Origin of the sequence: Wolbachia endosymbiont (group A) of Gastracanthus pulcherrimus (assembly GCF_964028265.1) — a bacterium.
In the GTDB taxonomy this organism is placed as follows: Bacteria; Pseudomonadota; Alphaproteobacteria; order Rickettsiales; family Anaplasmataceae; genus Wolbachia; species Wolbachia pipientis.
On the sequence record NZ_OZ034763.1, the window covers coordinates 771,748 to 783,794 of the forward strand.

13 protein-coding genes are annotated in these 12,047 nt (G+C 34.3%); 7 read left to right on the plus strand and 6 right to left on the minus strand.

Going from position 1 to position 12,047, the window contains the following annotated elements; translation table 11 throughout:
• Positions 1–42: 42 nt before the first annotated feature.
• The 5 genes from ABWU47_RS04050 to ABWU47_RS04075 all read left to right on the plus strand — a co-directional run bounded on the left by ABWU47_RS04050 (position 43) and on the right by ABWU47_RS04075 (position 1,487).
• Positions 43–357 carry an FtsB family cell division protein gene (locus ABWU47_RS04050; protein WP_006279630.1) on the plus strand — a complete coding sequence of 105 codons (315 nt, stop codon included), beginning with the start codon at positions 43–45 and terminating at the stop codon, positions 355–357.
• A 79-nt stretch (positions 358–436) separates the two neighbouring features.
• Positions 437–691, plus strand: a complete 255-nt coding sequence (locus tag ABWU47_RS04055) for a transposase (RefSeq protein WP_353285581.1) — start codon at positions 437–439, stop codon at positions 689–691.
• A gap of 177 nt (positions 692–868) precedes the next feature.
• The gene (locus ABWU47_RS04065; RefSeq protein ID WP_094189604.1) at positions 869–1,165 is read left to right on the plus strand and encodes an IS3 family transposase; all 297 of its coding nucleotides are present in this window, start codon (positions 869–871) and stop codon (positions 1,163–1,165) included.
• Between the two features lie 3 nt (positions 1,166–1,168).
• Entirely contained in the window at positions 1,169–1,330 is a 162-nt protein-coding gene (locus tag ABWU47_RS04070; protein WP_010082071.1) for a DDE-type integrase/transposase/recombinase, read from the plus strand.
• Positions 1,323–1,487, plus strand: coding sequence for an IS3 family transposase (locus ABWU47_RS04075; protein WP_010082072.1), 165 nt, complete (start codon positions 1,323–1,325; stop codon positions 1,485–1,487). Before ABWU47_RS04070 ends, ABWU47_RS04075 begins: the two co-directional genes overlap by 8 nt.
• A 100-nt stretch (positions 1,488–1,587) precedes the next feature.
• Here ABWU47_RS04075 and ABWU47_RS04080 read toward each other — a convergent pair whose 3' ends face one another.
• The 4 genes from ABWU47_RS04080 to ABWU47_RS04095 all read right to left on the minus strand — a co-directional run bounded on the left by ABWU47_RS04080 (position 1,588) and on the right by ABWU47_RS04095 (position 6,609).
• Positions 1,588–2,670, minus strand: a complete 1,083-nt coding sequence (locus ABWU47_RS04080) for an efflux RND transporter periplasmic adaptor subunit (protein ID WP_077188586.1) — start codon at positions 2,668–2,670, stop codon at positions 1,588–1,590.
• 209 nt (positions 2,671–2,879) lie between these two features.
• Complete coding sequence (locus tag ABWU47_RS04085) at positions 2,880–3,962, minus strand: Fic family protein (RefSeq protein WP_077188585.1); 1,083 nt, start codon at positions 3,960–3,962, stop codon at positions 2,880–2,882.
• A 237-nt stretch (positions 3,963–4,199) separates the two neighbouring features.
• The gene (gene dnaG / locus ABWU47_RS04090) at positions 4,200–5,948 is read right to left on the minus strand and encodes a DNA primase (RefSeq protein WP_077188584.1); all 1,749 of its coding nucleotides are present in this window, start codon (positions 5,946–5,948) and stop codon (positions 4,200–4,202) included.
• Between the two features lie 487 nt (positions 5,949–6,435).
• Positions 6,436–6,609: a hypothetical protein gene (locus ABWU47_RS04095; protein ID WP_353285582.1), complete on the minus strand. Its 174-nt coding sequence runs from the start codon at positions 6,607–6,609 to the stop codon at positions 6,436–6,438.
• A gap of 575 nt (positions 6,610–7,184) precedes the next feature.
• Between ABWU47_RS04095 and ubiG the strand changes: the two genes are divergently transcribed.
• Complete coding sequence (ubiG, locus tag ABWU47_RS04100; protein WP_077188583.1) at positions 7,185–8,360, plus strand: bifunctional 2-polyprenyl-6-hydroxyphenol methylase/3-demethylubiquinol 3-O-methyltransferase UbiG; 1,176 nt, start codon at positions 7,185–7,187, stop codon at positions 8,358–8,360.
• An 11-nt stretch (positions 8,361–8,371) separates the two neighbouring features.
• On the opposite strand, the gene ABWU47_RS07090 is transcribed toward ubiG, so the two are convergent.
• Complete coding sequence (locus tag ABWU47_RS07090) at positions 8,372–8,884, minus strand: TrbC/VirB2 family protein (RefSeq protein ID WP_236717777.1); 513 nt, start codon at positions 8,882–8,884, stop codon at positions 8,372–8,374.
• 67 nt (positions 8,885–8,951) lie between these two features.
• Here ABWU47_RS07090 and metG point away from each other — a divergent pair, with 67 nt between their 5' ends.
• The gene (gene metG, locus ABWU47_RS04110; RefSeq protein ID WP_006279930.1) at positions 8,952–10,577 is read left to right on the plus strand and encodes a methionine--tRNA ligase; all 1,626 of its coding nucleotides are present in this window, start codon (positions 8,952–8,954) and stop codon (positions 10,575–10,577) included.
• Here the strand turns inward: metG and ABWU47_RS04115 are convergent.
• Positions 10,574–11,983 carry a hypothetical protein gene (locus ABWU47_RS04115; RefSeq protein ID WP_186809146.1) on the minus strand — a complete coding sequence of 470 codons (1,410 nt, stop codon included), beginning with the start codon at positions 11,981–11,983 and terminating at the stop codon, positions 10,574–10,576. The two genes, metG and ABWU47_RS04115, sit on opposite strands and share 4 nt — an antisense overlap.
• Positions 11,984–12,047 lie beyond the last annotated feature (64 nt).

A 12,047-nucleotide genomic window follows, 5' to 3' on the forward strand; every position in this document is an offset into this window, starting at 1 on the left:
TTCACCTTTTCATGTTATATATTTTTTATATGTGAAAGTACGGTGCTTATATCTAAAAAGAAGCAAAAATTACTGTGTTTAAGCGTAACCTTACTCATTTCTTCTCTTACATTATATTTCAGCATTAGCACAATTACAGGTAAACGTGGCTTATTGACGTTAATCGATTTAAAAAAAGAAATCGAGTACAATGAACTTTTGCTAAAGGATGTCTCTTCTGAAAAGGAAAAGTTGGACAACAAAGTATTTGGCTTATATGAAAAAAGCTTAGATTTAGATCTGCTTGATGAGCAAGCAAAAAATGCTTTAGGTTATGTGAACCCTAATGAACTTATGGTTGTTCTTGACGTGGAATAGCAGTAGTGACCTTACCCAGAAAAAGTGGAGAGAAAGAAAAGAGTTTTTTTGGGTAAAATAAAATTTTGGAGGATTAGAAATGGTAAGAGAATATACAGCAGAATTCAAATTGGAAGCTGTTAAACTGGCAAATGAACAAAGAAAGGTAGGTCAACCAGTTGCAAAAGTAGCAAGAGATCTAAGAATAAGGGATAGTGTATTAGGAAAATGGATGAAGAAATATAACGAAAAAAAGTCAGCGGCAAATGCATTTCCAGATGTAGCACCTTATGACAAAGAGAGATTTGATTTACAGAAAGAGTTAGCAAAAGTAACAAGAGAAAGAGACATTTAAAAAAAAGCCCTGGCCAGTCAAAAAGAGTAAAATATTTTTTTATAAAAGAGCATAGTAACTGCTATAAAGTACAGGAATTATGTAGGATTTTCTGCTAGTTGCTACTATAAGTGGACCACAAGAAAAATAAGCAGTAGAGAATCAGCAAATAAAGAGCTACTCGAAGCTATTCAAAAAATATATCAAGTTTCTAAATGTAGATATGGAGCTCCTAAAATTCATGCTGAATTGAAGGCTTTGGGTAAAAGTTGCAATTTGAAAACGGTGCAAAGTATTATGCAGAAAAATGACATCAGGGCTATACTGAGAAGAAAGTTTAAAATTAAAAAACAACAAACAGATAATAGAGCTGTAGCTCCCAATATACTAGATCAAAACTTTATTGTTGATCAACCAAATAAAGTATGGGATTACTTACATCAAAACCAAGGAGGGATGGCTATATTTGGCAGCAATAATTCTCACGTATGGTAGTTAATGAGTAGTGCAATAAATAAACAATTGGTTATGAACTCTTTATTAATGGCCATTAATAGGCGTAAACCTGTTAAAAATCTACTGCTGCACAGTGACCAAGGTTCACAATATACTGCGCAAGGGTATCAATATCTCTTAGCTGTAAAGAATATAGATGAGTAATAAAGGCTGTTGTTACGACAATTCTGTTGCAGAAAGCTTCTTTAGCTCATTGAAAAGAGAAATACTTATTGATACTTCACAACACTCTGCTCAACAAACTAGAACTGCAATATTTGAATACATAGAAATTTTTTATAACAAACAACGTCACTATTAACTATTGCATTCCAGAACAATTTGATGCATCATTCTTTTTGTAAAAAACATTCCACACTTTCTCTCCACTTTTTCTGGGTAAGGTCAAAGGATCTTGTGTCTTAAACCTTATCACCAGGCTTAACAAATAGGTGGCCCAATACTATTAACTTTATGGGTTTACCTTCGTTATTTGCTACTATCCAAACCCCATCGCTCTCATGATCAACAATTTCTATTGGTGAAAATACTACATAATTATTATCATCAACAATCTTTATTCCAAGAGCACCTTCGTCACTTAAGCTCAGGGCTGAAGAAGGAACTTTATATGCAAATCTTTCGCCTGAAGGTAGCCTTACGTTGGCAGTTAGTCCCTGCAAGGATATCATTTTATTATTAGTTACCTTTACTTCTACCCTATAAGACCCAGTTTTAGGCTCAGCAATTTTACTAATAAAACTTACTTCACCTGCCAATTCTTTTCCGTCCAGCAAATTAATTTGAGCTGTGCTGCCTAGCTCTATTTTATTTACTTCATTTTCCGAAACGTATAACACTACAAGAATTTGATCGAAATTAACCACGTCAGCTATTTTTTGCCCAGCATTAACAAAATCCCCTTCGTTTGCATTGATTTTATCAATATAACCATCTATAGGAGATGTGACTGCAGTATTTTCTAAATCCAATTCTAGCCTTTTTAGGTCAGCTTTTGCACTTTGTAACGCAGTAAAAGCTGCTTCTACTTGTATTTGTGCCCCATAGCCTTTTTTATTCAGTTTGTGAGAGGAATCATACTCAATTTCACGCTGCTTTAATAAAGCTTTGGCTTTCTGAGCTTGCTCAATCCTGTCATAATCTTCTATCTTTAACACTACATCATCTCTTTTTACCTTTTCACCATCAGGTAAATAAATAGCAATAATCTTACCACTTATTTTTGAGACAAGGCTAGCTCTATGTAAGGGATTTACTGTACCAGAAAAATTTAAATATATAGTGCGGTTTTGCGGCGCACATTCTTGAGTTTTTACTGAAAAGTTACTAGTTGCATTATCACTATGAACCGCCTGATCTTTTTTTAAAAATGCACTGCTGATAAAAAACAGTAGAATAAAAGCAATACTGGAAATGATGATTACTTTATTTCTCATCTTTAAACAATAGAATTTGTTAACTAATTTTGTTAGAAACAACTGCATAAATTTTCGAATCAGAAATGTAAGTATAATACATGCACCATTGTCACTCCATAAATAATTTTATATGAGAACAAACACAAGATTTTCCTACAATAAGTAAGTTTTCTATTGCAAAAATGCAATTTTGAATCGAATAAAAATGTAAAATTGCAAATAAAGTTGTGCATAAAACTGGATTTAAAAAAATCTCGAAAAACATACTAAAACTTTTAAATAATAACTTTATATCTAGTGGCTTTGCCTTCTCCAAGACGCTGTAAGTATTTCATCCCTAGCAGTTTCTTTGTAATTGCCTCTACTGTTCTTGGAGGAAATCCTAGAGCTTCTATAGCATCTTTTCTACTAAATTCTTTATCTGCAAGGCTAAGTGCCCACTCCCAGAAGAATAATTGTTTTCTTGATAATAAATATTCAGTATTCTCCCTCTCAAGAATATAATGCGCCTCATTTGCTTGCGTTTTGAGCACATTAAGAAAAAATATTAACCATGGGGAAATATCTTCTTTGCCACTTTTCCAGCTACTTTGTGTTTTATTAAGCGCTAAATAGTAATCAAGTTTGTTAGTTTCAATTATCTTTTCATGTGATACAATAGATACAAAATCATAACCCTGCTGCAACAGCATTAAATTAGTCATCAATCTACTAGTTCTGCCATTCCCATCTTGAAAAGGGTGTATTGCCAGATACTCAAAAACAAAGTTAGCAATAATAATAAGAGGATGCTTAAATTTATTATTTAAGGACCAGTGATACCAATCAATAAGCTCTTGTACTTCCTTTCTAACAAGGTAAGGTGGTGTGGGATCAAAAATTATACCAACAACTTTTCCATTCTGATCTTTTGCCTCAACTCTATTAGAACTTGCTTTGTATTTTCCTCTATGATACAAATCTTTTTCACTATAAAGTAGCATCTGGTTGTTAATGTGCAATATTGATGACTCACTAATTGGAATATCCGTATAATCATGAAATATTAGTTTAAGCATTTCTAAGTAGCCAGCAATTTCTTGCTCATCTCTATTTTTAAATTTTTTGACACGTAGGTTTTTATATAGATCCTCAACTTCTTTATCGGTTAGACGATTTCCTTCAATACGGTTAGAAGCGCCAGAAGATGTAACAATAACTGAATGAGTTAATCTTTCAATTGTTTGTGGTAGTAGTTTTTTCGTTACCTGCCAGCTATTTTTAACACTATCAACTGCAGTAATTAACTCGTACACTTGCTCAATTACAGGCCCTTCTAGGTTGAGACGTGTACTAAAACGAAAATTCTTCCAGTTCATATTCTTCTCACATGCATATTATGTGAGATAATGTGAGATAATGTGATAAAAGTCAATAGTAAGCTTTATATGCATAGCAGAGCTAACTACAAAAATTATACATTTTTAAGTGATCCTAACCATATCAAAAACTACAGGGCAAAGCTGTTAGAGGAAGGCTTAATTAGTTAAAAATTTCAATCTTATGTAAAATATTGTCTTATTTTGTAATTTTCTTGTTGACTAACGAGACGATATCTACTTTTCAATAAACTCCATTTGCATTTCTTGTATACTGCTTTCTATTTGCTTTATTTGTTCTATCAACCTTTCCTCTAAGTCAAGATTACCGCTCAGCCTCGCTTCGGTTCTTTCTTTTCGTAATGCATTTAACTCTTTTAGTAACACTATATTATTCCACACAATTTCTGCAGATTTTCTCTCGTTCAGTTGGCTATTTAGTACACTAGTTTTTTCAAATACATACTTTATAACGTTAAACTGTTTCAATTCTTGTAACAAAGCCTCTTTATCGAGTTTGCTTTTGTTACTTATTACATCAATTACACGCTGTTGTAATCTTTTCATCTCATTAGTAAATTCAAAATGAGAAAATTGCTCAAAAAATATAGGACGGTTCAAGATTTCAGGAAATTCTACGGCTATACGCAAAATTACGGCCTGATTTTGCTCTGCTTCAATTAGCTCTGGAGATTTGTTATGAAGATACTCACCTTTTGTTGCTCCAGTTTTACTATTAAAAATCTGTTTTTTGAAGCTACTTCTTAGTTCACTAGACTTATTGTAAAAATAATCTCTGTAATACCTTCTAATACTGCTGTTGCTAATAGTATTTACATATTCCATGAACTTGTGCTCAAGAATTGAATATTTTTCCGGAGCAAGTTTTTCATAATTTTGCAAATTGCTATCGATTATGTGATGCCATAAATATTCAGAATGCAGTTTTGTTGAATGGTCAAGAGCAGTCAATACGTCTTCTTTCTTGTATTCCAGTTCGTTACATATATCGTATGGATCTTTATTACTCGGCAAAGTCACAAACTTTAACGTGTATCCAGGCTCTAATATTAGCAGAGCAAGTTCTGCAACTCGAGTAGCAGCATGACGTCCAGCACTATCGCCATCCATACAGATGGAGATTTCTTTAGCAAATTTCCATAGATTTTTTATCTGTTCTGCAGAAATTGCAGTACCAAGCGGAGCAACTGTATTGCTAATTTCCGCTTGATGTAGTGCTATCACGTCCATATATCCTTCAACAACAAATATGTGCTGTTTTTTACGTATTTCGCTTAAAGCAAAGTTTAATCCGTATAAATTCTCCCTCTTCTTGAAGAGCTGACTCTCTGGACTGTTTAAATATTTCGGCTGTTGCTCAGAACTTAGCGCACGTCCGCCAAAACCAATAACTCTCCCTGCAATGCTCTGTATAGGAAATATCAGCCGGTCATAAAAATAATCATGAAAATTTTTGTTTACTAATCCAATATCAATTAAAATTTTGTCTTCAATACCTGAAGAGTTTAAATACTCTTTCAAACCAGAGCTTGGTGCATAACCTATCTTAAATTTATCTATGATTTTAGGTGAAATCTTACGCTGCTTTAAATAATCTACAACACTTTGATTTTTTTGTGCAAACCAATTTGCAGCTAAATCAAGCGCTAAAAATAGTTTATTGTTCTCTTTTGTAATACTAAGATTTTTGGGCAGTTCAACACCTGTAACCGATGCTAATTTTTCCAATGCTTCTTTAAAGCTTAATCCTTCAGTTTGTGAAATAAATTCAAATGCATCACCACTAGCTAAGCAACCAAAACAGTAATATAACCCCTTAGTATTGCTCACCGAAAAAGATGGGGTTTTTTCGTTATGAAATGGACAGAGCCCAACAAAACTATCTCCTCTTTTTATTAATCTGACTTTTTTACCTACTATGTCGGATAATAATAATTTTGATTTTATAATATCTATGTGATCCATCTTATTGAATTAGTAGTAGGATAAAAATTATATAGAATTTATACACATCTGACTCGAAATTTATTTCTATAACTAAAGCAATTTAGATTTACCGACAATGTAGCTATACAAATTCAAGAGCAATCCTGTCATCCAGGTAGCCCACAGAAACAAAAAACTTCCTTGACAAACCTCGCCAGCGCCCTTATCATGAAACTGAAGCTATTTATTTATCTTCTCTGTACAGATTAAATGACAAAAAAACTCAACGTATCTGGCGTCTCATGTTTAATTTTTTGCACTATGTGCACCTTATGTCTTTATCAAATTTCCGGGTTTTGACCTACACAAGCTGAAATACGCTTATAAAGCATTTAAAACATTAAAAAACGCCAACTTAAAAAATGGATAGTGAATAACTAGCTACCCTAGGGTTTCTTTTGCCTTTTTTTCTGTTTAGTAAATTTCTTAACGTTTATAATTTAGATTAGTTGCGGCTTAAAAGCAGCTAAATCGCGGTTATTAAGTGTTTAGAATAAAAAAACGCCATACTTGAAAGTATAATGTAAGTAATTAGCCAACCACGGGGCTTCTTTTGCCTTTTTTTTCGTTTGGTAAATTTCTTAATATTTATACAGAAGGTGTCATTCCAGTGCTTGACACTGGAATGGCTTTGTTGCATCGCTACTTATGAAAGGCTAACTATAATTAGGATTATAAGCAACTTATTGAAAATCTTGTTTTTTTTGCAATCAATCTGATCAAATTTAAGAATAGTAACTTGTTATTTATATTAATAAATTTAATTCTATTGAAAATAGCTAAAGCATTGAAATTCTTGAATTTTAGCCGGATTAGTGAGTGGTAGTGAAATTTCTTTTACTCAAATTTAGGTATTCACTGACCGTTCTTGTTATAAATACCAGAATAATAAGCTACTGATATTCTCCACCTTTTTTATCTTTAATCCATCATAGCTAGCGATGCAACAAAGCCCACTGGAATCCAGTTCTTATTATACAGCTATCTGGTGTACTTATTTAAAATTAAGTTTTCTGGATCTCAGTGCCAAAGCACTGGGATGACACCCTTCCTGGCGGAGATTATTCTCAAATCACAATGTTCGTACAGTTGTGGAATGAATTGCGGTATGACGTAGGAAAACCTTAGCTATAGCTTTAGAACTCCCAAAAGGTCAGAAGCATTGAATGACTTGACAGAAAGTTCAAACCCATATAAAATGTCCTTATTTCTTATATGTTAGGTATAGTATCAATTGCCTCAGATCATGCTGGTTATGAATTAAAATCAGAAATAAAACCTTACCTGGAAGCCCTAGGTTACAGAGTAGTAGATCAAGGCTGCACTGTTAAGCAAAAGTGTGTAGATTACCCAAACTATGCTGTTAAAGTTGTAGAAGATATAACAAGCAAAAAAGCAAATTATGGGATATTAATTTGTGGTACAGGTTTGGGCATGAGTACTGTGGCAAATCGTTTTGAAGGAATCTACGCTGCTTTATGTAACAGTGTTGAGATCGCAAAATTAGCTCGCGAGCATGGCAACGCAAATGTACTGTGTCTTGGTGCAGGGTTTACTGCGAGTGGATTAGCAAAAGACATAGTCAAACAATTCCTCGAAACAGAATTTTCAAAAGAAAGCAGACATAAAAAACGCCTTGATAAACTCAGCAATATAACCTCTAAGAAAAAAAAAACAAAAACTTATAACGAAGATGAAATATCAAAATTCGCTAAAATGGCAGGCCAGTGGTGGGATGAGAACGGCAAATTCAAACCATTGCACATGATGAATCCTGTTAGAGTATCTTACATTATTGAGAAAATAAAAGAGTTAAAAAAATGCAATTTGAAAGAATTATCATTGCTTGATGTTGGATGCGGTGGTGGCATTTTGTCAGAGTCAATGGCACGCGTTGGCATTAACGTTGTGGGAATAGATGTATGTGAAGAAAACATAAAAGTAGCGCATTCACATGCAAAAAAAGTAGGGTTAAATATAGAATATATACACACCAGCATTGAAGAGCTAAGCAATGACAAGAAGTACGACGTGGTTCTGCTGATGGAAGTAGTTGAACATGTGGATAATTTAGAGCTTTTCATGAAAAAAGCGATAGAACTGCTAAAACCGGAGGGGTTAATCTTTATATCCACAATAAATAGAACTATTAAATCCTTTTGTCTTGCAATAATTGGTGCAGAGTACATATTAAATTGGCTGCCAAAAGGTACACATAACTGGAATAAATTTCTCAAGCCGTCAGAAATTGCAAATCACTTAAGAGAAAATAATGTAACGCTGCAAAACATGGCTGGCATGGAGTACAACGTAATAAAGCGTGAGTGGAATCTAACTAAAGGCGTGGATGTTAATTATATACTCTGCGGTTTGTTAGATTTAACTCTATAAAAGCACCATTTTCACTTCCAATACTTTGAAGGATCTTGGCCAGCTTTTATACAGTAGCCTTTATTAGTTAGCGCCCAACCGGAACGACAAGCATAACCTGTACCTACACGTTCATATCCAGGATCAGCAACACACTTTCCATTCTCCAAGGTTTGACCTTTAAAAAGACAACAAACTTCTTTTTCTGTTACCTTTGTTACAATTTGAGGAGCACCAAAAAACACAGCAACAAACATACCCAGTGCGAAAAGTGCAGGCCAAGGCATTCTGCCAAATATTGCAAGTAAGCTTGAACCAATTATTACCACTGTAATCATTGGTCCACCTATTCCATGAACGTAACCTATTACATTACACATTACATCTGTTGCTCCATCAGCGTGTGCATCAAATGCATAGAAAACTATAAATAGAATTACAAGAAAATTTCCCATTGTTCTTTCAATAATCATGCCTGATTGTTTCTTATTTTTATAAAATTTCAGTAAATCGCTTTTTTCAAAAATTATGCTTAACCTAATCAATATTTATTTATTACTGCCTTTTTAATACTATAATTAACTCAGTTGATTTTTATCAAAATGCTAAACCATGGAACAATTCGAGAACTTTTACATCACCACGCCAGTATATTACGTAAACGATAAGCCACATATTGGTCATGCATACACTTCTCTCTTGTGTGACGTGGTGGCAAGGTTCATGAAACTAGCTGGGAAAAATGTCAAATTTACCACCGGTACAGATGAACATGGACAAAAAATAGAAAAAGCAGCTAAAGCAAAGGAAATGCAGCCAAAAGAATTTACAGATGAAGTGAGCGTTTCATTTAAAGAATTGGCTAAGTTCATGAATTTTGAGTATGACGATTTTATTCGCACTACGGAGGAACGTCACAAAAAAGCAGTTATAGCTTTATGGAATAGACTTGAAGAGAGAGGGCAAATATATTTGGATTCCTATTCGGGTTGGTATTCAGTTCGTGATGAAGCATTTTATCAGGAATCAGAGCTGATAGATGGCAAAGCACCAACAGGCGCAGAAGTTCAGTGGATAAAAGAAGAGAGCTACTTTTTTCGCTTGTCAAACTGGCAAGACAAATTACTGGAACTCTATAAAAATCAGCCAAGTTTTATCTTTCCTGAGAGCAGAAGAAATGAAGTGATATCGTTTGTAAGATCAGGGCTCATTGACCTCTCAATCTCTCGCACTAGTTTTAACTGGGGAATAAAAGTACCAGGTAATGACAAACACGTAATCTATGTCTGGATAGATGCATTAACCAATTATCTTACATCAATAGGTTTCCCTAGTACTGAAGGTGAGGAATATAAGAGGTTTTGGGCAGAATCTAAAACGCAGATTCCAGCGTCACGCGCTGGAATGACACCAAACCAAGGGAAAACGCAGATTCCAGTGTTACGCGCTGCAAACCTAGCTGACAGCTCTTTCAACGTTCATGTAATTGGTAAAGACATATTGCGCTTTCACGCCGTATATTGGCCGGCAATTCTCCTTGCAGCAGATTTGCCACTACCAAAACAAATTGCAGTTCATGGTTGGTGGCTAAACGAGGGAGAAAAAATATCCAAGTCCCTTGGTAATGTCATAGATCCAATTGGCCTCGCTCAAGAGTTTGGTGTTGATCAACTACGCTATTTTCTCCTTCGAGAAGCAAGTTTTGGCCAGGATGGTAACTTTAGTAAGAAAAATATGATCAGCCGGATAAATTCAGAACTGGCAAACAACATAGGCAATTTAGTACAAAGAACAATTTCATTTTTACACAAGCAATGCTCTGGAATTGTACCAACAATTGATCGAGATTTACTTAGAGGTGAAGAAAGTCTGCCAAATTGCAAAGCTATACTAGGTCAAGTGATGGACCATTTATCAAAGTATGAATTTAACCAGATTATACTTCTAATTATCAACATCTCTTCTGAAGCAAATGCCTACATAGACAAAAGTGCACCCTGGACATTAAGCAAAACTGATAGAGAACGCATGAATTTAGTAATTTACAAGTTACTGGAATATATCAGGATAATTGGCACTTTATTGCAACCGATTGTTCCAAAGTCAGCAGAGATGATACTAAATCAACTGCAAATTCCGAAAGAACAACGAGATTTAAAATCTTTGTACGACACGTGCGTAAGTTCAGGCATTACGCTGCCTAAACCTACGCCGGTTTTTTTGAGGGTTGATGTTTAACCAAGGAAGCATTCAGGTAGTAACACATCATATTTATTACTTATTTTAACTGCATACACTATAGGTTGTTCTACTCGTGCTTGTTTTCTTTTTCTTCTTGCGGCTCCACTTCTTTTATTTTTACCGTCTTCTTTCGTATTGTTTATGCTGTTGTCCCTTTGAAGATTTGGCTTTTGCTCTGCTTGCTCTTCTGGCTTTTGAGCTTCTTTATTTATAACCTCTTCTTGTGGTACATTAGCCAAGGTGTTTTTATGTTGAGCATGCAACAGATTAGTACCTAGTACATAACTATTTTGTACACCACTCCAAAAGCTGGTAAATTTCCCTTTTACTAACTCATATACAACAGAAATTCTTGACTGAATTTTTGTTTTATTGTTTTCATCCAACTGCTCTTTCAGGCTAGAAACCTCAGTATCTTTTTCATCACCAGATTCTGCATCATAAAATACATCCTGATCCTCAGAAAGACTCATTAAATCACTTTTAGCAGCATCAACATTTAAATGATCAGGTTGCTTAGGAACGTTATCAATATTTAAATAATCCAAACTATTAGCTCGTTGCTTTTGCTCACTGGAAAGAACCTCAAGATTTAAATAATCCAAACGAGTTAGTTCTTGCATGCTAGGTTTAGATCCATCTTCACGCTTAAACTGCTCTTCCGGACTAGAAACCTTAGTACCATAAATCCTACTGTACAAGCTGCTTCCAACGCTGTTAAGTGCTCCTCTTACAGATGCAATTGACGCATCATAAGTATTTTTCAAGCCACCTCCAATACCACTAAGTGTTCCTTTTGTAGACTCAGTTGATGGCACATAATTATCGTAAGCATATTTGCCAGAATACAAGACACCATTAACTGCTTCTTTTGCAAACCAAACAGCGCTATTAACTGTTCCTTTTGCAAGCTGAACAGTGCCATCAGCAATTGCCACTTTTAATTTGTCTTCTTCTATCTTTTTATTTTTTTCAGCTAGTTGAGTTTTTTGCTCAGAATTTTTCTGCTTTTGAGTGCGTACTTGATCTTTTAACTTAGAATTTTCTTCCTCTTGAGCTTCTACTTTATTTTTTAACTTAGAATTTTCTTCCTCTTTAGCTTTTACTTCCGCTTCTTTTTTAGCTAGTTGAGTTTTTTGCCCAGAAATTGTTTGCTCTTGAGCTTTCATTTTATTTTTTAACTCAGAATTTGTTTTGTTCTCACTAATTGCTTTATACGAAAGTGCAATAGTTACAACAGAAAACACAGCATAACCAATAATAAATGGCAAGCCAACACTTAATGCTGCAACTGGAGCTAAGAAACCAATATAAGGAGCTGCAGCAAACACTTCAGATGCTAATAAAGTTGCAGTAGCCAGAGCACCAGCTATAAGATAGGGTACATTGTTTTTATTCATCATCTCACGTATTATAAAATATAATACCATTATAAAAGGATTTTTAAGAAATTGTCAAGCTATCTTT